This is a genomic window from Gordonia sp. PvP123, from assembly GCF_040547295.1.
Classification (GTDB): domain Bacteria; phylum Actinomycetota; class Actinomycetes; order Mycobacteriales; family Mycobacteriaceae; genus Gordonia; species Gordonia terrae.
In genome coordinates this window covers 133,952-155,136 of the sequence record NZ_JBEPPN010000004.1, presented here as the reverse complement: position 1 = coordinate 155,136, position 21,185 = coordinate 133,952, and the positions used below count along the sequence as shown (strand labels likewise).

The window sequence follows — 21,185 nt, the reverse complement described above, 5'->3', positions numbered from 1 at the left end:
GTCGTCGTGGGTTCCGCGGCTATCGACGCGGGGGCGTGAAGGGCGAGTTGATCGTCTGGAAGTAGTGGATTCCGGCACCGATCAGTGTGCCTCCACCGCCCAGTGCGAGGCCGGCGATGCCGCCGATCGCGGCTGCCGGCGCGACGCCCACGAGGCAGCCCACCACCACGGCGACGAGTCCGATGACGCAACCGATCACACCGCCGACGATTCCACCGACGACCGTTCCGACCAATGTCCCGACCGATATGCCGGTGCGGAGTTGGGACTGGAATCGTTCGAGAGCCTGATCGTCGCGTTCCTGCCGCGTCTGCGGAGCCGCGACATTGTGCCGAGCCACGCCGCGCAATTTCTCGACCTCGGTCGGATTGAGCGCCGACGAACGTGCGGCGTCCCGCGACGGAATGAGCGTGACCTTGTTCCCCGCGGTCCGGGTGTCGATCGGGAACTGTCGGAATTCGTTGCGGTAGGTGAGCGGCATCCGGAAGAGTTCCGCGCCGGCGATATCCCGGATCGTCAGATTCCCGTTGTCCGTGCTCACCGATGCGTTGTGCACGGTGAGAGTGAGTGCCGAGGCATTCCAGGACGCGTCGTATGTCGCGGCCGGGGCCCGCTGAGGTGCAGCTTCGGCCGTCGCGGCAAAGGCTGTGACGACAGCGGTGACCAGCACCAGAATCGCGCTCAGGCGTTTTTTGCGCAGGGGAGTACGCGAAGTGGGGAACACTAATGCTCCTTCTTGTCCACACAGGACAGGGCGTGAGAAGGGAGGGGATTCAGAGGTCTGGTGCTCAGCTCTCTGCTTTCGAGAATGTCAGACGCTTGATCCACATCGAAACGCATCCCCGCGAAATGGTGCCCGTGTGATGAGTTGTTATGTGACTGTTATCCGCATAGCAATTTCGCGAAATGTCGGTGTGAAAGGAGATGAATGGTGTGAGCAGGTGATTCTTGGAAAAACCGCAGGTCGCCTTTCATCATTTCTCTGATCGACGGCTGCCGGCCCCGCCGAGGTACCCGTTCGTCGCGGCGTCGGGAAAACATGACAAGCTGGAACCGTGCAGTTTGCCGATCCGTACGCCGCTGACATCGACGCTGTCCTGATCACCGAAGAAGAGATCAAGCAGCGCACCGCCGAACTCGCCCAGTCCGTGGCGTCGCGCTACGCCGACATCGACGAGGATCTGGTCCTGATCGGTGTCCTCAAAGGCGCGATCATGTTCATGACCGACTTCGCGCGGTCGCTCCCGATCCCGTCGCAGATGGAGTTCATGGCGGTGTCGAGCTACGGGTCGTCGACGTCGTCGTCGGGTGTGGTCCGCATCCTCAAGGACCTCGACCGCGACATCGAGGGACGTGACGTGCTGATCGTCGAGGACATCATCGACTCGGGCCTGACGCTGTCCTGGCTGATGAAGAACCTCGCCACGCGTTCGCCGCGCAGCCTCGAGGTGTGCGCCCTGCTGCGCAAGCCCGACGCCGTGCGCTCCACGATCAGGGTCGCCGACGTCGGTTTCGACATCCCCAACGAGTTCGTCGTCGGGTACGGCCTCGACTACGCCGAGCGGTACCGCGACCTGCCCTACATCGGTCGCCTGAAGCCGTCGGTGTACACGCACTGACGCGACTTCCCGCGTGACTCACGCGCCCGACCTGCGGAGGGAACGGTTTCACCAGCGTGATCGTTGACCGGTAGCCTCAATGTGTACGTCGACGGGAAGGACATGGGAACGGCGTCGGCACCGGGACTGAACCCGCGAGCCCGCTCGACCCCCACCAACTGGCATGAACCGTAAGACAGTCTTCCGCAACCTCGCCATCCTGGCGCTCATCCTGCTCGCCCTCTGGGGCTGGAGCGTGATGAGCGACTCCGGTCGGGAGTACCGCGGCGTCGACACCTCCGTCGCACTGCAGCAGCTCAACGACAAGAACACCAAGTTCATCAGCATCGACGATCGCGAGCAGCAGCTCCGGATCGAGCTCAAGTCGCCGATCAAGGTCAACGACGCCGACGCCGACAAGATCAGCGCCAAGTACCCGGCGCAGGCAGGCGACCAGGTCTTCGAGGCCGTCCAGGGCACCGGCACCCCGTACACGACCAACGTCAACGAGCAGTCCGTCCTGTGGCAGATCCTGATCTTCGTGCTTCCGATGATCCTGCTGTTCGGCTTGTTCTTCTTCGTGATGAGCCGTATGCAGGGCGGTGGACGCGGTGGGGTCATGGGCTTCGGCAAGTCGAAGGCCAAACAGCTCACCAAGGACATGCCGAAGACGACCTTCGCCGACGTCGCGGGCGCGGACGAGGCCGTCGAAGAGCTCTACGAGATCAAGGACTTCCTGCAGAACCCGGCTCGCTACCAGGCGCTGGGCGCGAAGATCCCGCGTGGTGTGCTGCTCTTCGGCCCGCCCGGAACCGGCAAGACCCTGCTGGCCCGCGCGGTCGCCGGTGAGGCCGGCGTCCCGTTCTTCACGATCTCCGGCTCCGACTTCGTCGAGATGTTCGTCGGCGTGGGTGCGTCACGTGTGCGCGACCTGTTCGAGCAGGCCAAGAACAACAGTCCGTGCATCATCTTCGTCGACGAGATCGACGCGGTCGGCCGCCAGCGCGGCGCGGGCCTCGGTGGCGGTCACGATGAGCGTGAGCAGACCCTCAACCAGCTCCTGGTCGAGATGGACGGCTTCGGCGACCGCTCGGGCGTCATCCTGATCGCGGCGACCAACCGTCCCGACATCCTCGACCCGGCCCTCCTCCGGCCGGGCCGCTTCGACCGTCAGATCCCGGTCGGCAACCCCGACATGGCGGGTCGCCGGGCGATCCTCAAGGTCCACGCCAAGGGCAAGCCGATCGACTCCGGTGCCGATCTCGACGGTCTCGCCAAGCGGACACCGGGGATGTCCGGCGCGGATCTGGCCAACGTCGTCAACGAGGCGGCGTTGCTCACCGCGCGTGAGAACAAGCAGACGATCACCGCGGAGGCGCTCGAGGAAGCGGTCGACCGGGTCATCGGCGGGCCGCGCCGCAAGTCCCGGATCATCAGCGAGCACGAGCGCAAGGTGGTCGCGTACCACGAGGGCGGTCACACCCTGGCCGCGTGGGCGATGCCGGATCTCGATCCGATCTACAAGGTCACCATCCTGGCTCGCGGACGGACCGGCGGTCACGCGCTGGCCGTTCCCGAGCAGGACAAGGACCTGATGACCCGCTCGGAGATGATCGCCCGGCTCGTGATGGCGATGGGCGGCCGTGCCGCCGAGGAACTGGTGTTCCACGAGCCGACGACCGGCGCGTCGTCGGACATCGACCAGGCGACGAAGATCGCGCGTGCGATGGTCACCGAGTACGGCATGAGCTCCAGACTGGGCGCGGTGCGCTACGGCCAGGACCAGGGCGACCCGTTCCTGGGCCGGTCCATGGGGTCGCACTCCGACTACTCCGCGGAGATCGCGAGTGAGATCGACGACGAGGTGCGCCGGCTCATCGAGGCCGCGCACACCGAGGCGTGGGCCATCCTCACCGAGTATCGGGACACCCTCGACGTCCTCGCCACCGAACTCCTCGCAAAGGAGACGCTGACCCGCAAGGACCTGGAGAAGATATTCTCCGACGTCGACAAGCGTCCGCGGATCACCACCTTCAACGATTTCGGCGAGCGCACCCCCAGCGACAAGCCGCCGGTGAAGACCCCGGGCGAGCTCGCCATCGAACGGGGCGAGCCGTGGCCGCCGCCGGAGCAGGCCAAGATCCCCGAACCGGTGGGAGCCGGCTACCCGGGTGCCCCGCAGGTCCCGGGTCAGGTCCCGAACTATCCGCCGATGTACCCCGAACCGGGGACACCGGGCGGACCGACACCACCGGCGCAGGGCGGCAATCCCGAACCCCGGTACCCCGACCACGGGTATCCGCCGGCTCATCCGGGACCCCAGTATCCGAACCCCCAGTACCCCAACCCCCAGTACCCGAACCCGAACTACCCCAACCCGCAGTACCCGGATCCGGGCGCGGGGCGCAGCGGATCGGGCGGGTCCTACGGCGGTGGAACGCGTCCGGATTACGGTGCGCCGCGGGATTGGTCGGCACCCGGCTGGCCACCCGAGCCCGAGCCGCGGCCGGGCCGCAACGGCGACACCAACGGGTGGGGACACCGCGCCGATGACGACGACTCGCGGCCGAGTTCGTAAAGTGGCCGGATGAGCATCAACGAGCGGCAGGACGCCGTACTCGCCGGACCTCGATCGGAGTTCGACCAGGCGCGTGCCGAGGCCGCGGTGCGTGAATTGCTGCTCGCGGTCGGCGAGGACCCCGACCGCGAGGGCCTCATCCGCACGCCCACCCGGGTGGCGAACGCCTACCGCGAGATGTTCGCCGGTCTCTACACCGAGCCCGACGACGTCCTCGCGACGACGTTCGACGAGGACCACGACGAGCTGGTGTTGGTCAAGGACATCCCGATGTACTCGACCTGCGAACACCACCTGGTGTCCTTCCACGGGGTCGCTCACGTCGGCTACATCCCCGGTACCTCCGGTCGGGTGACCGGGCTGTCGAAGCTGGCCCGGCTCGTCGACCTGTACGCGAAGCGCCCGCAGGTCCAGGAACGTCTCACCAGTCAGATCGCCGACGCGATGATGCGCAGGCTCGAACCCCGCGGGGTCATCGTGGTGATCGAGGCCGAGCACCTGTGCATGGCGATGCGGGGGATCCGCAAGCCCGGCGCGACGACCACGACGTCCGCGGTCCGCGGCATCTTCAAGACCAGTGCGGTGTCTCGCGGCGAAGCCCTCGACCTGATCACCCGGTGACGACGGCGCACCCGGTCCTCGCTCGCGGGGGAGTGCACCGGACCCTCGTGATGGGTGTCCTCAACGTCACCGCGGACTCGTTCTCCGACGGTGGCCGGTACCTGGATGCCGATGCGGCGATCGCGCACGGACTCGAATTGATCGAGCAGGGTGCCGACCTCATCGACGTCGGCGGCGAGTCCACCCGCCCCGGTGCGGTCCGGGTCGATCCCGAACTCGAGACGGCGCGCGTCGTACCGGTGATCAGCGAGCTCGCCGCTCGCGGCGTGGCGGTCTCGGTCGACACGATGCGTGCGCCGGTGGCGGCCGCAGCGGTGGAGGCGGGCGCGGCGATCGTCAACGACGTCTCGGGTGGGCGTGCCGACGCCGACATGGCGCGGGTCGTCGCCGATGCGGGGGTGCCGTGGATCCTGATGCACTGGCGTCCGGCCGGCGACAGCCCCGACCGCCGGTTCACCCACCGCAGCGGCGATGTCGGGGGTTATCGGGACGTGGTCGCCGAGGTCAGCGGGGAGCTGCTCGCCCAGGTCGACGCCGCGGTGTCGGCCGGTGTGGACGCCGACCGCCTGATCCTCGACCCGGGTCTGGGTTTCGCCAAGACCGCCGAACACAACTGGGCCCTGCTGCACGCGCTGCCCACCTTCACCGGGCTGGGTTTCCCGGTTCTGGTCGGCGCCTCCCGCAAACGTTTCCTCGGCACGCTGCTGAGCCGCGACGGCGCGGACCGCCCGCCCGCCGGGCGTGATGCGGCCACCGCATCCGTGTCGGCGCTCGCCGCCGCCGCCGGCGCCTGGGGCGTGCGTGTCCACGATGTCGCCGGCAGCCGCGACGCGGTTGCGGTTGCCGCGGCCTGGCGCGCCGGCGGTTCCCGAACCTCATCACCGGTAGGAGAATCGAATGGCTGACCGGATCGAACTGCGTGGCCTGAAGGTCCGTGGCAATCACGGTGTGTTCGACCACGAGCGGGCCGACGGCCAGGACTTCTTCATCGACGTCGTGCTGTTGCTGGACCTGCAGGCCGCCGGGGAGTCCGACGACCTCGCCGACACGGTCGACTACGGTGCGCTCGCGCAGCAGGTCGCGGACATCGTCGGGGGCGAACCGCGCAACCTCATCGAGAAGGTGGGCGCGGAGGTCGCGGACTCGATCATGACCGACGAGCGCATCAGCGCGTGCGAGGTGACCGTGCACAAACCGTCGGCGCCGATCCCGTTGACCTTCGACGACGTCGCGGTGGTGACCCGTCGTTCCCGCAAGGGAACACGATGAGCCGCGCGGTCCTATCGGCGGGGTCCAACGTCGGTGACCCGATGGCATATCTGCGTTCGGTCGTCGAGGGTTTCGCCGACGAGCTGATCGCGGTGTCCGCCGTCTATTCGACGCCCCCGTGGGGCGGGGTGGAACAGGACGACTTCCGCAACATCACGCTCGTCGTAGAGGGGCCGTACAATGCCCGGCACTGGCTCGAGCGTGGTTTCGAACTCGAGCGCGCGGCCGAACGGACCCGGGACATTCGCTGGGGGCCAAGAACTCTCGACGTCGATGTGATCACCGTGACCGACGCGGGCGGCGTCGTGGTCGCCGACGACCCGGACCTGACGCTGCCTCATCCCCGTGCGGTGCAACGGGCTTTCGTGCTCGTGCCGTGGCTGGAGATCGAGCCCGCCGCCACCCTGTGGACCCCGGCGGGTGTCCGTGCGGTGGCCGACCTCGTCGCGGGGCTCGACGCCACCGAGCGGGATGCGGTGCGCGCGGTCGGCCGTCTGACCGGGGCCGACTCGTGAGTGCGCCGGAGCCGCGGCGGCCGGATCAGGACGACGAGCAGAGCGGTCTTGGACCCACCCGGGTCCGCGATCTCGCCGCGATCGCGGCGGTCACCGCCGTCGTCGCGTGGATCCTGGTGCGGTACAACTACTCCGATTTCCCGCCGTTGCCGTTGCTCGCCGGTGTGGTGCTGTATGTGCTTGCGGCACTCGAGATCGTCATCGCCTTCGTCGTCCGCTCCCGCGTCGAATCCCGAGACGTGGGTCGCGCGCGGGGGCAGCTTCATCCGCTCACGGCGGCGCGAGTGCTGGCCCTGGCCAAGGCTTCTGCGATCCTCGGTGCGATCGCCGTCGGAGTCTGGCTGGGGTTGCTGGCGTTCCTGCTCGGGCAACACGACCTGGCCGCCGCCGACCATGACCGGCCGGGTGCCATCGTCGGACTCGTCGGCGGCGTGGTCCTCGTCGCCGCGGCGCTGTGGCTCGAGTACTGCTGCCGAGCCCCCGACGACCCGTCTGCGGTGGGCGATTCGTGACGGTTGCCGCGACTGGAGGTGGGGTCGCAGATGTGTCACCTAACATGCGGACTATCTGAGAAACTCCGCACCCGCCTGACGTCCGAATGTACTCACAGCGGGTAAATTCACGATCATGACGACCTCGAACGGCCGTGCCGCCGACTCGCGCCGGTCGAGTCGGTCACCGGCTCAGTGGTTGCTCGGCCTGTTGATCGTGCTCGCCCTGGTGGCCAGCATCCTCATGGTCTTCACCGACCGATTGTCGATCACCGGCTCGCTGGCGGTCATCGCGGCGCTGTGGGCGGCCGTCATCGGCGCGATCCTGGTGACGAAGTTCCGACGGCAGGCGGAGAGTGCGGAGGCGAAGAGCCGGGACCTTCGTCTCGTCTACGAACTGCAGCTCGAACGCGAGATCGCGGCGCGTCGTCAGTACGAACTCGACGTCGAGACGACCATCCGCAAAGAGGTGACCGCGGAGTCCAACGAGGAACTGTCCGAATTGAAGGCTCAGGTCCTGGCGCTGCGCTCCAGCCTGGAGATGCTCCTCGGCGAGCCACTCCCGGACCAGCGGGTCGCGTTGTCCAGCGAGAAGATGCGCGAACTGGCCTCGGGCCTGAACGACGAGTCCGGGACAGGACGTCGGGCCGGTGCCTCCTTCGGTGGTGACTTCACCGGCGACCTGGGGGGCGTGTCCTCCTATGGCGCGACCTACGCCGACGACGGGGTGCTCGCCGCCCGCGACTTCGCGGCCACCGCTCCCACCACAGACGACGGGCGGCACACCGGTCCGGTCGACCCCAACGAGATGACCGAGGTGATCCCGATCGTCACCGACGATCCGATCTCGGGTCGAATCGCGACGGAGGTCCCGTCCGATGAGGTCGGCGCCGGTGACAGGCCGGGCGGTGACGAGGCGCCCGGCACCTATGTCCCGAACGCCGACGTGCCAGACGCCGATGTGTCCGACGCCGAGATCGTCGACACCGACGCTCCCGATGCCACGGAGGCGGCCACACCGACCGCCGGTTCCGCCGGCACGGGCACCGCCGAGTCCGCGTCGCTCCCGTTCTCCGGCGGTTTCTACCTCGGTGAAGGCGACGAGGAGTCGGCACCTCGGACCGCCGATACGCCGGCCGCCGACACGGCGGCCGAGGTCGGCGCCGCGGATCAACCGTTGTACACCGACGACACCCCGACCGATGAGTGGGCAACCGGCACGCCCGCCGGTGCCCCCGACGCCGAGGCCCCAGACGCCACCGACACCGATGACGACGTGGAACCGCCCGCGTTCCTCTCGGCCGCGGGCCGGCACGAGAATCCGCCCGGTGGCCGGGCCGCGGAGTCCTACGGTGGTGGCCGCCGACGACGCGCCACCGACGACGACGCGGAATCGGCGCACTCGGCGGGGCTTCCGGTCTCGGAACTCCTGAACCAGTTGCGTTCGCAGGCCGAGACGTCCGGGGGCGGGCGACGCCGCCGGAACGGCTGAGCCACCGGTCAATCCCCCGAACGCTTCTGTCATCCGTTCGGGTCACATCCGTGACGTTGCCGCGGTTTCGACCGTGCGAGTTGGACGATCGCCCTAGTATTCCCGTATGAGCGAGACGCTCGCTGGTGGGGAGTTCGGTCTCGGGCCCGGGTCCGGTCCGTCGATGGTCGCGATCCGCCACACCGACCGGGGGAACGCGGTCAAGCAGTCACTGGTGAGTGCCGCCCTGTTCCTGCCGGTCTTCGCCTGGTGGCCGACTGTGCTGTGGCTCTTCGCATTCGACCCGCTCGACGGCACCCCGTTCCCCGAGTACTACGCGAACCTCCAGGCCAACGGGCCCGAGGCGAGCCTGCTGTTGATCTGGTCGCTGACCGCCCTGATGCCGTTGTACACGGTTCTCGTGCTGGGGATCTGGGCGCGGAGCCCGCTTCGGTCGGGTATCGCGGTGGCGATCGGCGCGGTCGGCGCGCTCGGATTCTGGGGCGGCCAGGTGCCCGTCCTGGTGCGGTCGGGTGAGTACCCGATCCTCACCTTCTGTTCGGAGAACATGCCCGCCTTCGTCGTCCTCCTGATCGTCGCGTGGTCGGTCGCGCGCCGGCGTGGATTCTGGTGGGTCCTGGCGGTTCCGGTCATCGCTCTGCTGGCGATCAACGCCTATGAGGGCTGGGCGTCGAATCCGGTCGACGCGATCGTCGACGGTACGGGACGACTCCTCGACGTCCCGGCCTCGCAGGTGCTGGATCCCTTCTCGCCGAGATTCCGTTCGCCCTTCGACGATGTGATCGACATCGTGGCGGGGATCGTCACCCTGTGGGTGGTCGATTCGGTGTTCGGTGCCTTGTCGCGGCAGGGACGCGACCCGCAGCAGTCCCGGGCCCGCGACTACTGACACTCACGAAAACCCATCGGAGACAGAAGGTTCGGGTCAGAACTGCATCGCCACGGCTCGTCCGACGGTGAATACGATGAACCCCAGGCTCAGGACGACGCCCAGCGCACACAGCAACCGGGCGAGTCGGCCGGCCGAGTTCGGCTGACCGCGACCGGCCAGATACCAGCCGGCCACCCCGACCGGCAGGCCCAGCCCGCCGACGACGCTCAACGGAATCGCCGCGACGCCGCAGGCGAGCGCCGCGGTGGTGCGCCGGGCCGGGCGGGTGTCGACCGGCGGTGGGTCCAGTACCGGGAGGTCCTGTGAGGCCCGAACGGTCGAGAATTCTGGAACATGCTGCGGCACAGTATGGCCCGGTAATCCCGAATAGGCGGTCGCACCCGCGTGCGTCCTCGGTGGACCGGCTCGCGACGCGCGGCCGCGTGGTGGGACTGCGGCGGTTACGGGAATCGCGGCGGTGGGCGCGCGGACGGTCGGAGTGAACTGGGCCGCTCGCCTCGCTCCCGGCGCCGGGACGAACGTGGTGGTGTCGATCGCCGAACGGAGCTCCGCGGCAAAGGCTCCCGCCGATGACGGCCGGTCGGCCCGGTCCTTCGCGAGCCCGGAACGCACCACGGCGGCCACTGCCCGCGGGACGTCGGGCCGGAGGGCGGACACCTCGGGAGGCGGCGTGCTGAGGTGGTGGTGGATCATCATCGCCGGTGTGCGTGCGGTGAACGGAACCGTGCCGGTGAGCAACTCGAACACGCTGCAGGACAGGGAGTACACGTCGCTGCGGGCATCGAGGGAGCCGGCCGAGAGCTGCTCGGGTGACGAGTACGGAAAGGACCCGATCACCAGGTCCGTCGAGGTGAGTGAGGTTGCACCGGCGTCGGTCGATCGCGCGATACCGAAGTCGGCCAGGCGAATTCGTCGTCGCACCGCAGAGCCCGGAGAGCGCGGGTCGGACTCCTCGGCGCTGAGCAGGATGTTCGCCGGTTTGACATCTCGATGGAGCAGCCCGCACCGATGCGCGTGATCGAGTGCGGCGCCGATGGCGTCGCCCACGGCCGCGACATCGGCCAACGGAAGTCCCCGGGGGGAGGTGGCGAGCAGCGCGGCCGCATCCGTTCCGGGCACGTACTGCATCGAGATCCAGAGCCGTCCGTCGACCTCACCCCGGTCATAGACGCTGACGATGCAGGGATGGTCGAGCTGGGCGGCGAGGTCGGCCTCACGGGTGAACCGGGCACGGAAGGTCGGATCGTTCGAGACGTGCTCGGCGAGCAGCTTGATGACGTCGTGGCGGGGGAGTCGTGGATGACGCACGAGGTACACCTCGCCCATGCCGCCGGCACCGATCTTGCGCACAACCGTGTATCCGGCGAACTCTGTGCCCGGTTGCAAGCTCATGGGCAGACCTTCGTGTGCAGGCGTGTCGGTAGCGGCGGCGGCCGCCTCAGACTACGCCGCTTCAGCCCAGGTCATCGAGGGTTCCGTCGTTCGGCCGACAACTCCGGGGGCGGACCCGTCCCGGCATCGAGGTGACACCTGTCACAGAGGTTGGCACCGGCCGCGGTGTCGGACCTACTCTTGCTCTGCAACGTCTGGTACCCGTGCCGACGCCGCCGCGCCGAGTTCGCTCGCGTGACGGTCGCTCCGGCAGAGGCGGGACTGGAACGAGACTCTGGAGGACAGCGGTGACCTCACCGAGCGGTGGTATGCCGTCCGCACGGCGAGCCGGTGGCGATGACGCCGTCGGCGATGGCCTGCATCCCGCTCACCTCGTCTCGGACGACGCGTTTGCACGGTCTGCTCCCACCGATCCCTTTCCGGGAATGACGAACCTGCCGGCACCGGCTCGGCTCACCGTCGGTCTCATCTCCGCCGGTCGTGTCGGCACCGCGCTGGGCGAGGCGCTGGAGAAGGCCGGGCACGTGGTCGGTGCCGTCGTGGCCCGTTCGCCCGAGTCCCGCGGCCGGGCGGCGCGTCGGCTCCCCGAGTCCGAGGTCCTCGATCTCGACGAGGTCGTCGCAGGCTCCGAGTTGTTGCTGGTCAGCGTGCCTGACGCAGCCCTGAGCGCCGTTGTCGAGCAGATCGCGTCCTCCGGTTCGCTTCGGCCGGGGACGATCGTGGCGCACACCGCGGGTGCGCACGGAGTCGCCGTGCTGCAACCGGTGACCGAACGCGGGGCACTGGCGATCGCGCTGCATCCCGCGATGACGTTCGTGGGGTCGGAGGACGACACCGCTCGTCTCACCAACGCGTGCTTCGCGATCACCGCCGCCGATGCGGTGGGCGAGGCCATCGCATCGTCGCTGGTGCTGGAGATGGGCGGCGACCCGGTGCGGATCGCCGAGGCCGATCGCACGCTCTATCACGCCGCTCTGGCGCACGGCGCCAACCATCTGATCGCCCTGATCTCCGACGCGGTCGTCGCGCTGAATGCCGCGATCGACCACTCCGGCCGCGACACCGCAACCGTCGACGGGCACGGCAACCGCCTCGCCGAACGCATCCTCGGCCCGCTGGTCGCGGCGTCGTTGCGGAACGTGCTGGAACTCGGCCCGTCGGCACTGACGGGGCCTGTCGCCCGCGGCGATGCCCCCGCGGTCACCCGGCATCTGGCAGCGCTGCGCACCGTGCCCGGTGGCGCCGGACCGCACGGCATCGCCGACGCGTACCGCACACTCGCACGACGCGCGGCAGACCACACCGATGCGCCGCAGGCATTGATCGACGCACTGGAGGACCGATGACAGCACCACACGGAGGAGGCGGCGTGAGCGGCCCGCCCGACGGACAACCCACCTACTCGGCCGGTCGCATGACCGTGCATCGGGAGCCGGCGTCACTGAGCCGCGTCACCCGCGCGCTACGGGCCGCGGGCAAGCGCGTCGTGCTGGTCCCGACCATGGGCGCCCTGCACGCCGGCCATCTCCAGCTCGTCAAGGCCGCCAAGGCCAAGGGCAACACGGTCGTGGTGGTGTCCATCTTCGTCAATCCGCTGCAGTTCGGCGCGGGCGAAGACCTCGACGCGTATCCGCGCACCCTCGACGCCGACCTCGCTCTGCTCGAGCCGCTGGGCGTCGAGTTGGTGTTCGCACCGTCCGCGTCGTCGATGTATCCGAACGGTCCGCGGACGACAGTGCACCCGGGTGCGGCGGGCGGGATCCTCGACGGCATCTCGCGACCGACGCACTTCGCGGGGATGCTGACCGTGGTCCTCAAACTGCTCAACATCGTCGGACCGAATGCGGCCTTCTTCGGCGAGAAGGACTATCAGCAGCTGGTGCTCATCAAGCAGATGGTGACCGATCTGAACCTCGACGTCGACGTCGTGGGGGTCCCCACCGTACGGGAACCCGACGGGTTGGCCATGTCGTCGCGCAACCGCTACCTCACCCCGGAGCAGCGGGAACTGGCGACAACGCTGTCGGCCTCGCTCGTCGCCGGCGCCCACGCGGCCGAGGGCGGACGCGACGCTATTCTCGCCGCCGCGCACTCGGTGCTGGCCACGGTGCCGGAGATCGAGCTCGACTACCTGGCGCTGCTCGGACGCCAGCTCGAGGAACCACCCGAGAAAGGCCCGGGACGCCTGCTCGTCGCGGCCCGGCTCGGCAACGCGCGCCTGATCGACAACGTGGGCGTGAGCATCGGCGGACTCGCCGCGCTCGAAGAAGAAATCGCCTGGACCAACGCCACCGCAACCACGACAGAGGGACGATGACCATGTTGCGCACCATGATGACCTCGAAGATCCACCGTGCCACCGTGACCCAGGCCGATCTGCATTACGTCGGTTCGGTCACCATCGATTCCGACCTGCTCGACGCCGCGGGCCTGCTCGAGGGCGAACAGGTCACCATCGTCGACATCGACAACGGCGCCCGCCTGGTGACCTACGCGATCGCCGGCGAACGCGGCAGTGGTGTCATCGGGATCAACGGTGCGGCAGCACATCTCGTCCATCCGGGTGATCTCGTCATCATCATCGGCTACAGCATGCTCGACGCGGCGGAGTTGCGGGAGTACTCGCCGAACGTGGTGTTCGTGGATGCGCAGAACCGGATCGTGACGACCGGTGACGATCCGGCCGATGTACCCGAGGGGTCGGGGCTGCTCGACCCCCGTCACCTCGACGGTCCGGTCTTCGCCGACGCCTCGCTCTGACACGGCAACGGCTTTCGATGCTGCTCACCGTCGACGTCGGGAACACCAACATCCATCTCGGCGTGTATGCGGGGGTGGGGGACCACGCGCGACTGGTGCGCGACTGGCGGATTCACACCGACCCGCATTACACCGCGGACGAATTGGCCTGGGCGTTCCGGGGCATGCTCGGAGACGACATCGACCAGGTCACCGGGGTGAGTGCGTTGTCGACGGTGCCGTCGTTGCTCCGCGAGCTCCGGGTGATGGTGCCGCGCTACTTCGGTAACGGTCCGCATGTGCTGCTCGAACCCGGCGTGCGCACCGGTGTTCCGCTCCTGGTCGACAATCCCAAAGAGGTCGGTACCGACCGGGTCTCCAATTGTCTGGCCGCCCATCATGAATTCGGCGGGCCCTGCATCGTGGTCGCGTTCGGCACGGCGACGGTCGTCGACGCGATCTCGGCGTCGGGCGAGTTCCTGGGCGGGGCGATCGCACCCGGGGTGAACCTTGCCGTCGAGGCGCTGTCCGAACACACGGTCACGGTTCGGAAGGTCGAGTTGATGCCGCCGCGCGGCGTGCTCGGCAAGAACACCGTCGAGGCGCTCCAGTCGGGCATCCTGTACGGCTTCGCCGGTCAGGTGGACGGACTGGTCGACCGTGTCTGCGACACCGTCCCGGGGTTCGACGGCGACGACGTGACCGTGGTCGCGACCGGTTACCTCGCCCCGCTCATGTTCGACGAATGTCGTTCGCTCACCGACCATCACCCGCATCTGACCCTCGAGGGGCTGCGCCTGGTCCACGAACGGGCCAAGGCGAACCCGCGGCGCGGCAAGTGATTCTCGCATCTCGAGGCGGTCGGCCGCCGGCGCTGTGGTCAGCGCCCGCGGAGCGCGGCTTCGGTGTAGGCGCTGACTCGGTCGGTCAGTTCGTCGCCGGTCAGCTCGGTGCCGGCCAGCTGATGCACCTGGGCATCGACGGCCGCGAACGCGAGCCGTAGGTCCACCGCCGCGGACTCCACGGTCCAACCGTCGGCGACGAGGTAGGCGGTCAGCCGAGCGATCAGGGTGTCCACGAGCGCGGTGTACCCGGCGGCCAGGCGTGCCGGATCGGCCAGTTCGCGCAGGCGCCCATGGGCACGACCGTGTGTCGAGTTCTCGCGCACCGCCACCTCGATCACGGCGCGCAGCACCTCCGGCCATGGACTGGAACCCACCGGATTGTCGTCGAGCACCGCGGTCATCGCCAGGTCGGCGTCGTCGAGGTGGCGCCGCGCGAGTTCGTCGAAGATCGCCTGCTTGTCGCCGAAGTACTGGTAGATCGAACCCACCGACACCCCGGCCTTCTCCGCGATGCGGTTGGTGGTCACCTCCGCGCCCTCGGTGTCGAGGAGCTGTGTGGTCGCCTCGAGGATCGTTTCGACGGTGAACGAAGAGCGTTGTTGCCGTGGTCTTTTGCGCATCTGTTCGGTCTCTCGCGTTCGCGGCGGAGGGGTGGACTCAGCGGCCGATCGACAGGGTCAGCAGCGCCCCCGATTCCGTCCCGGCCACGAGGCGACCGGTCGATCCGGGTACCACGGCGAGGGCGGTCACCGGCTGCCCGACGTTCGTGGTGCAGATCCGATCGGTCCCGAGGTCCACGAGGTGGACCTGGCCGGTGGTCGACGACACCGCGAGCTGTCCGGGGCCGACCGCGGTGAGATCGTCGAGCACACCCGGCAGCGGAGTGGTGAGATCGGCCGCCACGGAGGAGGCGGCGGGATCGGCGAGCGGGACACGCAGCACGCGACCCGTTGCGCTCATGGTCAGCGTGACAAATAGGTCCCGACCGACGATCACGGCGCCGTTGATCCCGGTTCCGTTGATCGTGGCACTGAGAGTCAGGTTCTTCGGTGCCGCGGCCGACCAGGCGCGATCGATGGAACCGTCGGGGCGGATCCGCACAACCCCGAGTCGCCCGTCGGAGACGTACACGTCGCCGGTGCGGTCCACGGCCAGCCCGTTCGGCATACCCAGTCCGCGTGCGAAGACGCTCGCCGGCGCGGAGGGCAAACGCGGGTCGATCCGCAGGACCTTGCCGACCAGCGGAGACCCGGGCAGCATGTTGACCGGCGAGTCGCCAGAGGCGATGTAGAGGAGACCGTCCGGGCCGAGACGGACGGCGCCGGGTGACTCGACGCGGACGCGAGCCGTGACCCGGCCCCGCTGGTCACGTCTCTCGACGACGTTCTCGAGAATCCGCGACACCCACAGGTTTCCGTCGGCGTCGTAGCCGACGTTCTCCGACCATCCGGTCGGCGTCGACGACGGAACGACCTCGGTCACCGTCACGTGGGCGCATCCGGGCGCCGCCGCGGCCGTCGTCGGCTGGAGTCCCAGAACCACAGACGCCATCACCACGACCACCGCACCCACTCGCGAAGACCCTCGCATCGCCCACCGCCTCACCGTCGGCCCACACGCTATCGCGTCGCAGCTCGTCGCAGTCCGACATTCTCGGCGATGCGGTGGACGTCGGCTCCGTGCTCCCCGACGTCGAGAAGCTGAGTGCGTGCCCGAGAAGTAGGCCGACGGTGAACGAAGACCGTTGCCGCCGAGTATGTTTCGCATCTTCTCGACGCCGGTGGAATGCGAGTTGCCGGTGGACTTCTCCGGTTCGACGATGGATGCATGATCCGCGAATCCGGAACGCCCGAATCCTACCTTCGCTTCCTGCCCGAACCGTGGCGGTCCGCAGCCACCGGGGTGGCTGCCGAATCCGGCTGGTGGGCCTGGCCGTCGAGCTCCGACCGGCCGTGCGGGGAGGTGGATGTGCACATCCTGCGGGCGCGCCGGAACGCGGCACCACTGCGCGTGCTGCTGCTGCACGGAGGTGGCGGACACAGCGCCCTGGTCTGGCCGCTGGGTGCGGTCCTCGCCGACGAGGGGTACGAGGTGCTGGCTCCCGATCTGCCGCAGTACGGCCGTACGCGGGTCGCCGACCCCGGGCGGGTTCGCCACCAGGACTGGATCGATCTGGTCTGCGACCTCGTGGTGGCCGAGACCGACGACGATCCGCGGCCCCTCGTCGTGCTGGGTGCGAGCCTCGGCGGCATGCTCGCCTACGAGGTCGCGAACCGTACCGGGCGGGTCGCCGCGGTCGTCGCGACCTGCCTGCTGGATCTGGCCGGCGATCCCGACGCGCGGCGAGCAGTCGCGCGCACGCCGATGCTCGGGCGACTCTCCCCGCTGATGCCGGTGCTCGCGCGGCTCGGAACGCTCGCGCGGGTGCGATTCCCGATCCGCTGGGTGGCGCCGATGTCCGCGATGAGTCTCGACCCGGCACTGTCCCGGGCCTGCCTCGACGACCGGCTGGGTGCCGGATCGTCGGTCTCGCTGGGATTCTTGGCCGACCTGATGACCCACGAGGTGCCGCCCCCTGAGGAGTACCGGGGTCCGCGCGTGCTGCTGGTCCACCCGGCGGCCGACTCCTGGACACCGCCGGAGGTCAGTGTGCGCTTCGCGCGACGGATCGCGGCGCGTACCGACATCCACCTGCTGACCGGGTGTGGGCACTTCCCGGTCGAACAACCCGGCGTCGACGAGTTGGCCGCACATCTGCGTGCGCTGGCCGCCGATCTCGTCGGGGAGGCGTGAACACGCCTGCCGGTGTCAGCGGAACGCGCGCAGCAGGGGAGTGGGATCGTGGTCGGCGTCGGTGCCGTCGGAGTCCCGCAGCAGTGCGTCGAGGACCAGGCCGTCGAGCGCGGCGACGAGTTGGCGGGCCTCGGTGCGGGGCAGCCCGCCGTCGACGAGCGCCTCGACATAGCGGTCGCGGTGTCCGACCATGGCCCGGCGCAGCTCCTCGTCGCGTGTCGCCAGGAGCATGAGTTCGTAGCGCGCCCGGGTGCGGATCCGGTCGGTGCCCAACCAGCGGGCGATCACCTCGCGCGTCGACTCGCCGTCGGCGGCGCGGTCAGCGGTGAAGACGTGCTCGACGAGAGCCGCGAGGAAGCCGCTCAGCCCGCCGAAGTGATGCCGAACGCTCCCGTGTGGGACTCCCGCCGCGTCTTCGACGGCGCGTGCGGACGCCTGGCGGATACCCAGGGTGCCGATGAGGGTGATGCCGGTGTCGAGCAGCACGTCGCGAGTCGATGCAGTCGTCGATTTCTCCACCTGGAGAAGTGTATCTGCTATCCTTCTTCTCCATGTGGAGAAGAAGATCATGAAGGTCGTGGTGGTGGGTGCGGGGATCGCCGGGCTGTGCACCGCAGCCGGTCTGGCACGCAACGGGGTGCGCGTCACCGTCGTGGAGCGGGCACCTGAGGTACGGGGCGGCGGGGCGGGTCTGAGCGTGTTCGCCAACGGGGTCCGTGCGCTCGACGCCCTCGGGTTGCGGTCGGCGATCGGCGACGCTCTTGCTCCGCCTGCGCCGACAAGCGGGACCAGGACGCCGAACGGCCGGTGGCTCAGTCGATTCGACCCGGCGTCACTGGTCGACATGCGCGTCGTGCGCCGCACCGACCTCCACGCGGGCCTGCTCGCCGCGGTGACCGACGACGTCGAGATCCGGACAGGATCGGGTGTCGACGACATCTCGCCCGGGAGTGGACTTGTGCGGTTGTCCGACGGAACCGAGATCGGTGACTGCGATCTGATCGTCGGCGCCGACGGCCTCCGCAGCCGGGTGCGGCCCGCGATCGTCGCGGACCCGGGCGTCCGACGGTGCGGTTACTCCGCCTGGCGAGCTGTCACATCAACCCCGGTGAGGGTCGACGCCGCGGGTGAGACGACCGGTCGTGGGGCGCGGTTCGGGATCGCGCCGCTGCCGGACGGACACGTCTACTGGTTCGCCTCGGTGTCGACCACAGGAGACGGCGACGGCGGCCTCGACGAAGTGCGGCAACGGTTTTCGGGGTGGCACCGGCCGATCGGGGAGTTGCTCGAGGCCACCGACCCGGCGGACGTCGGGTATCTCCCGATCGAGGAACTCGCCGCCTCCCTGCCGACGTTCGTCGGATCGCGGTGCGTCCTCGTCGGCGACGCCGCGCATGCCATGACGCCGAATCTGGGTCAGGGAGCCAACCAGGCGATGGAGGACGCGGCCACCCTGGTGGCCCTGTTGCGCAGGTCGGGTCCCGGCGGTCTCGACGACACGTTGCGGGTCTACGACGAGCTGCGGCGCCCGCGGACCCAACGGATCGCGCGGCAGGCGTCGATGGTCGGCCGGGTCGGCCAGATGCGCGCCGGGCCGGCGGTCCGGGCCCGCGACCTCGCCCTGCGCATGACGCCCGACGCCGTCCTCAACGCGCAGATGCGACGCGTGCAGCGGTGGGAGCCGCCGGAAGTGTGACGTCGTCGCTCCGATCGGGGTCTGGCCGGTCGGGGCGGGCTGTGGCATACTCGTCGCCGTGATCATGAGCTGTCAGGAGTGTTGTCGGGGCTAGTACCGCGTTTGCGGCTGCCCTACTTCGCGCTCCCCGCTCGATCTCGATCACCTCAGGACATCTCCTCATGACCGCTTCGGTTGCTTCTTCTGCTGTCACCTCGCCCGCCTCGGTGTTCTCCGTTGCGCCGCCCACTGTCGCCCCGGCACCCCGTGCGCCGTTGTCCCTGCGGGTCGACGACTACGCGTCCGCGGTCGCCGCCGGCGCGATCCCGGTCGACGTTCGCTCCCACCGGCGCCGTCAGCTCGACGGCGCACTGTTCGGTGCCCTCGCCATCGATGCGGTCGAGGTTCTCGACCGGCTCACGCCGGACACCCCTGATTCCCTGCGCGCCGCCCGACCGGAGTCGCGATGGATTCTCGTCAGCGAGGACGGGCACGAGGCCGAATGGCTCGCGTGGCACCTGCAGGCGCGTGGCGTGCACGGTGCGGTGTTCGTCGTCGGCGGGCACCGTCGGATGCGGTCGGCACGGGTCAACGGCCGGATCCGCCCCGACGACCTCGCCGTCATCTCCGCACACGAGAGCTGAACCCGCGCCCAGCACGACCCGGTTGTGGCCTCGATCACGGCCGGGCGGTGAGTTGGGAGTCGATGACCGGCCCCGATAGGGTGCGTGGGGTGAGTGACAGGCCGACCAGCACCGCCACGCCCGAAGCGACCGACGAGCAGACTCCCGAGCAGTTGCGGATCCGCCGCGAGAAGCGTGAGCGGATCCTGGCCGAGGGTCGCGAGGCCTACCCGGTGGCGATCCCGCGCACCCACAGCCTCGGTGAGATCCGCGCGGCCTATCCCGACCTCGAGGCCGGTACCGAGACCGGACAACACGTCGGCGTGAGCGGGCGCGTGATCTTCCTGCGCAACAAGGGCAAGCTGTGCTTCGCGACGCTTCAGGAGGGCGACGGCACCCAGCTGCAGGCGATGGTCAGCTTCAACGGCGTCGGCGAGGACGCGTTGGCGCGGTGGAAGTCCGAGGTCGACCTCGGAGACATCGTCTTCATCTCGGGCGAGGTCATCAGCTCGCGCACCGGCGAACTGTCGGTGATGGCCGACGGTTGGCAGATGGCGTCGAAGTCGTTGCGTCCGTTGCCTGTCGCCCACAAGGACATGAACGAGGAGACCCGCGTGCGGCAGCGCTACGTCGACCTCATCATGCGTCCGGAGGCGCGCAGCATCGCCCGGACCCGGATCTCGGTGATCGCCGAACTCCGTGCGGCCCTGGGCCGTCGAGGTTTCCTCGAGGTCGAGACCCCGATGCTGCAGACCCTGCACGGCGGTGCGGCGGCGCGACCGTTCGTCACGCACTCCAACGCGTTCGACATCGACCTGTTCCTGCGCATCGCACCGGAACTGTTCCTCAAGCGTTGTGTGGTCGGCGGCATCGAGCGCGTCTTCGAGATCAACCGCAACTTCCGCAACGAGGGTGCCGACTCCACCCATTCGCCGGAATTCGCGATGCTCGAGACCTATCAGGCCTACGGCACCTACGACGATTCCGCCGTCATGATCCGCGAACTCGTGCAAGAGGTTTCGCAGGCGGCGCTCGGCACCCAGACCCCGACCATGCCGGACGGTTCCACCTACGACCTGTCCGGTGAGTGGACCGCGCTGGAGATGTACCCGTCGCTGTCCGAGGCACTCGGTGAGCAGATCGTCCCCGCGGGCGCCGACGGCGAGACCACCGTCGACCAGTTGCTCGCGATCGCGGCACGGGTGGGCCTCGAGATCCCGAAGGACAAGGGGTACGGCCACGGCAAGCTCGTCGAAGAACTCTGGGAACACATGGTCGGTGAGAAGCTGGATCGCCCGGTCTTCGTCCGCGACTTCCCGGTCGAGACCTCGCCGTTGGTCCGCGCGCACCGGTCGGTGACCGGCGTCGTGGAGAAGTGGGACCTCTACGTGCGCGGCTTCGAGTTGGCGACCGGCTACTCCGAACTCGTCGACCCCGTCATCCAGCGCGAGCGTTTCGCCGACCAGGCGCGCCTGGCCGCCGCCGGTGACGACGAGGCGATGGTCCTCGACGAGGAGTTCCTCGCCGCGATGGAGTACGGCATGCCGCCGACCACCGGCACCGGGATGGGCATCGACCGTCTGTTGATGGCCCTCACCGGTCTCGGCATCCGCGACACCATCCTCTTCCCCCTGGTGAAGCCCCGCTCCTGACCGGGATTTC

At 68.8% G+C, this 21,185-nt stretch carries 22 protein-coding genes; 17 read left to right on the top strand and 5 right to left on the bottom strand.

Translation table 11 applies throughout. The features are described from left to right. Nucleotides 1-19 precede the first annotated feature (19 nt). A complete protein-coding gene (locus ABIC25_RS08565) occupies nt 20-724 on the bottom strand; it encodes a DUF8020 domain-containing protein (RefSeq protein ID WP_354560957.1) in 705 nt (234 codons plus the stop codon). Between the two features lie 331 nt (nt 725-1,055). Here ABIC25_RS08565 and hpt point away from each other — a divergent pair, with 331 nt between their 5' ends. The 9 genes from hpt (at nt 1,056) to ABIC25_RS08520 (ending at nt 9,453) form a co-directional block, all read left to right on the top strand. Then, nucleotides 1,056-1,619, top strand: coding sequence for a hypoxanthine phosphoribosyltransferase (hpt, locus tag ABIC25_RS08560; RefSeq protein ID WP_004020806.1), 564 nt, complete (start codon nt 1,056-1,058; stop codon nt 1,617-1,619). Between the two features lie 163 nt (nt 1,620-1,782). Further along, the gene (gene ftsH, locus ABIC25_RS08555) at nt 1,783-4,176 is read left to right on the top strand and encodes an ATP-dependent zinc metalloprotease FtsH (RefSeq protein WP_004020807.1); all 2,394 of its coding nucleotides are present in this window, start codon (nt 1,783-1,785) and stop codon (nt 4,174-4,176) included. A 9-nt stretch (nt 4,177-4,185) separates the two neighbouring features. Beyond that, nucleotides 4,186-4,797 carry a GTP cyclohydrolase I FolE gene (gene folE / locus ABIC25_RS08550; RefSeq protein ID WP_004020808.1) on the top strand — a complete coding sequence of 204 codons (612 nt, stop codon included), beginning with the start codon at nt 4,186-4,188 and terminating at the stop codon, nt 4,795-4,797. 50 nt (nt 4,798-4,847) lie between these two features. Beyond that, on the top strand, nt 4,848-5,702 hold the full coding sequence (folP, locus tag ABIC25_RS08545) for a dihydropteroate synthase (RefSeq protein WP_248645650.1): 855 nt from the start codon (nt 4,848-4,850) through the stop codon (nt 5,700-5,702). Then, nucleotides 5,695-6,066: a dihydroneopterin aldolase gene (folB, locus tag ABIC25_RS08540; protein WP_101819815.1), complete on the top strand. Its 372-nt coding sequence runs from the start codon at nt 5,695-5,697 to the stop codon at nt 6,064-6,066. The genes folP and folB overlap by 8 nt, the downstream gene beginning before the upstream one ends. Then, nucleotides 6,063-6,581, top strand: coding sequence for a 2-amino-4-hydroxy-6-hydroxymethyldihydropteridine diphosphokinase (gene folK / locus ABIC25_RS08535; protein ID WP_354560955.1), 519 nt, complete (start codon nt 6,063-6,065; stop codon nt 6,579-6,581). The genes folB and folK overlap by 4 nt, the downstream gene beginning before the upstream one ends. Beyond that, nucleotides 6,578-7,093 carry a DUF3180 domain-containing protein gene (locus ABIC25_RS08530; RefSeq protein ID WP_004020812.1) on the top strand — a complete coding sequence of 172 codons (516 nt, stop codon included), beginning with the start codon at nt 6,578-6,580 and terminating at the stop codon, nt 7,091-7,093. Before folK ends, ABIC25_RS08530 begins: the two co-directional genes overlap by 4 nt. Before the next feature lie 115 nt (nt 7,094-7,208). Beyond that, complete coding sequence (locus ABIC25_RS08525; protein ID WP_354560954.1) at nt 7,209-8,564, top strand: DUF6779 domain-containing protein; 1,356 nt, start codon at nt 7,209-7,211, stop codon at nt 8,562-8,564. A 106-nt stretch (nt 8,565-8,670) separates the two neighbouring features. Beyond that, a complete protein-coding gene (locus ABIC25_RS08520; RefSeq protein ID WP_248643505.1) occupies nt 8,671-9,453 on the top strand; it encodes a hypothetical protein in 783 nt (260 codons plus the stop codon). Nucleotides 9,454-9,489: 36 nt separating this feature from the next. On the opposite strand, the gene ABIC25_RS08515 is transcribed toward ABIC25_RS08520, so the two are convergent. Continuing rightward, nucleotides 9,490-10,848: a protein kinase domain-containing protein gene (locus ABIC25_RS08515; RefSeq protein ID WP_354560952.1), complete on the bottom strand. Its 1,359-nt coding sequence runs from the start codon at nt 10,846-10,848 to the stop codon at nt 9,490-9,492. 287 nt (nt 10,849-11,135) lie between these two features. Between ABIC25_RS08515 and ABIC25_RS08510 the strand changes: the two genes are divergently transcribed. From ABIC25_RS08510 to ABIC25_RS08495, 4 genes are read left to right on the top strand one after another with little or no spacing between them, the layout of a single operon-like run. Continuing rightward, on the top strand, nt 11,136-12,194 hold the full coding sequence (locus ABIC25_RS08510; protein ID WP_354560950.1) for a Rossmann-like and DUF2520 domain-containing protein: 1,059 nt from the start codon (nt 11,136-11,138) through the stop codon (nt 12,192-12,194). 23 nt (nt 12,195-12,217) lie between these two features. Beyond that, a complete protein-coding gene (gene panC / locus ABIC25_RS08505) occupies nt 12,218-13,165 on the top strand; it encodes a pantoate--beta-alanine ligase (RefSeq protein ID WP_354560948.1) in 948 nt (315 codons plus the stop codon). A gap of 2 nt (nt 13,166-13,167) precedes the next feature. Then, nucleotides 13,168-13,608 carry an aspartate 1-decarboxylase gene (gene panD / locus ABIC25_RS08500; RefSeq protein ID WP_354561290.1) on the top strand — a complete coding sequence of 147 codons (441 nt, stop codon included), beginning with the start codon at nt 13,168-13,170 and terminating at the stop codon, nt 13,606-13,608. Nucleotides 13,609-13,625: 17 nt separating this feature from the next. Next, nucleotides 13,626-14,429: a type III pantothenate kinase gene (locus tag ABIC25_RS08495; protein ID WP_004020819.1), complete on the top strand. Its 804-nt coding sequence runs from the start codon at nt 13,626-13,628 to the stop codon at nt 14,427-14,429. 38 nt (nt 14,430-14,467) lie between these two features. Here ABIC25_RS08495 and ABIC25_RS08490 read toward each other — a convergent pair whose 3' ends face one another. Together ABIC25_RS08490 and ABIC25_RS08485 are read right to left on the bottom strand one after the other, a co-directional pair. Then, complete coding sequence (locus ABIC25_RS08490; RefSeq protein ID WP_354560947.1) at nt 14,468-15,052, bottom strand: TetR/AcrR family transcriptional regulator; 585 nt, start codon at nt 15,050-15,052, stop codon at nt 14,468-14,470. Between the two features lie 37 nt (nt 15,053-15,089). Next, on the bottom strand, nt 15,090-15,983 hold the full coding sequence (locus tag ABIC25_RS08485) for an SMP-30/gluconolactonase/LRE family protein (protein WP_354560945.1): 894 nt from the start codon (nt 15,981-15,983) through the stop codon (nt 15,090-15,092). A gap of 276 nt (nt 15,984-16,259) precedes the next feature. Here ABIC25_RS08485 and ABIC25_RS08480 point away from each other — a divergent pair, with 276 nt between their 5' ends. After that, on the top strand, nt 16,260-17,225 hold the full coding sequence (locus ABIC25_RS08480; RefSeq protein WP_354560943.1) for an alpha/beta hydrolase: 966 nt from the start codon (nt 16,260-16,262) through the stop codon (nt 17,223-17,225). A 15-nt stretch (nt 17,226-17,240) separates the two neighbouring features. Here ABIC25_RS08480 and ABIC25_RS08475 read toward each other — a convergent pair whose 3' ends face one another. Next, complete coding sequence (locus ABIC25_RS08475) at nt 17,241-17,711, bottom strand: TetR/AcrR family transcriptional regulator (protein WP_064569752.1); 471 nt, start codon at nt 17,709-17,711, stop codon at nt 17,241-17,243. Nucleotides 17,712-17,793: 82 nt separating this feature from the next. On the opposite strand from ABIC25_RS08475, the gene ABIC25_RS08470 reads away from it, so the two are divergent. From ABIC25_RS08470 to lysS, 3 genes are all read left to right on the top strand, one after another. After that, entirely contained in the window at nt 17,794-18,921 is a 1,128-nt protein-coding gene (locus ABIC25_RS08470; protein ID WP_354561289.1) for an FAD-dependent oxidoreductase, read from the top strand. A gap of 161 nt (nt 18,922-19,082) precedes the next feature. Then, nucleotides 19,083-19,544, top strand: a complete 462-nt coding sequence (locus ABIC25_RS08465; protein WP_101819823.1) for a hypothetical protein — start codon at nt 19,083-19,085, stop codon at nt 19,542-19,544. Between the two features lie 62 nt (nt 19,545-19,606). Then, entirely contained in the window at nt 19,607-21,175 is a 1,569-nt protein-coding gene (gene lysS / locus ABIC25_RS08460; protein ID WP_248643500.1) for a lysine--tRNA ligase, read from the top strand. Nucleotides 21,176-21,185: the final 10 nt, after the last annotated feature.

Coding starts and splice junctions, on each gene's coding strand:
- ABIC25_RS08525 (WP_354560954.1), top strand. CDS start 7,209: ATGACGACCTCGAACGGCCGTGCCGCCGACTCGCGCCGGTCGAGTCGG.
- ABIC25_RS08490 (WP_354560947.1), bottom strand. CDS start 15,052: ATGCGCAAAAGACCACGGCAACAACGCTCTTCGTTCACCGTCGAAACG.
- ABIC25_RS08480 (WP_354560943.1), top strand. CDS start 16,260: ATGATCCGCGAATCCGGAACGCCCGAATCCTACCTTCGCTTCCTGCCC.
- folP (WP_248645650.1), top strand. CDS start 4,848: ATGGGTGTCCTCAACGTCACCGCGGACTCGTTCTCCGACGGTGGCCGG.
- folB (WP_101819815.1), top strand. CDS start 5,695: ATGGCTGACCGGATCGAACTGCGTGGCCTGAAGGTCCGTGGCAATCAC.
- ABIC25_RS08520 (WP_248643505.1), top strand. CDS start 8,671: ATGAGCGAGACGCTCGCTGGTGGGGAGTTCGGTCTCGGGCCCGGGTCC.
- folK (WP_354560955.1), top strand. CDS start 6,063: ATGAGCCGCGCGGTCCTATCGGCGGGGTCCAACGTCGGTGACCCGATG.
- ABIC25_RS08470 (WP_354561289.1), top strand. CDS start 17,794: ATGAAGGTCGTGGTGGTGGGTGCGGGGATCGCCGGGCTGTGCACCGCA.
- ftsH (WP_004020807.1), top strand. CDS start 1,783: ATGAACCGTAAGACAGTCTTCCGCAACCTCGCCATCCTGGCGCTCATC.
- panD (WP_354561290.1), top strand. CDS start 13,168: ATGTTGCGCACCATGATGACCTCGAAGATCCACCGTGCCACCGTGACC.
- folE (WP_004020808.1), top strand. CDS start 4,186: ATGAGCATCAACGAGCGGCAGGACGCCGTACTCGCCGGACCTCGATCG.
- ABIC25_RS08495 (WP_004020819.1), top strand. CDS start 13,626: ATGCTGCTCACCGTCGACGTCGGGAACACCAACATCCATCTCGGCGTG.
- ABIC25_RS08485 (WP_354560945.1), bottom strand. CDS start 15,983: ATGGCGTCTGTGGTTCTGGGACTCCAGCCGACGACGGCCGCGGCGGCG.
- ABIC25_RS08465 (WP_101819823.1), top strand. CDS start 19,083: ATGACCGCTTCGGTTGCTTCTTCTGCTGTCACCTCGCCCGCCTCGGTG.
- lysS (WP_248643500.1), top strand. CDS start 19,607: ATGACCGGCCCCGATAGGGTGCGTGGGGTGAGTGACAGGCCGACCAGC.
- ABIC25_RS08515 (WP_354560952.1), bottom strand. CDS start 10,848: ATGAGCTTGCAACCGGGCACAGAGTTCGCCGGATACACGGTTGTGCGC.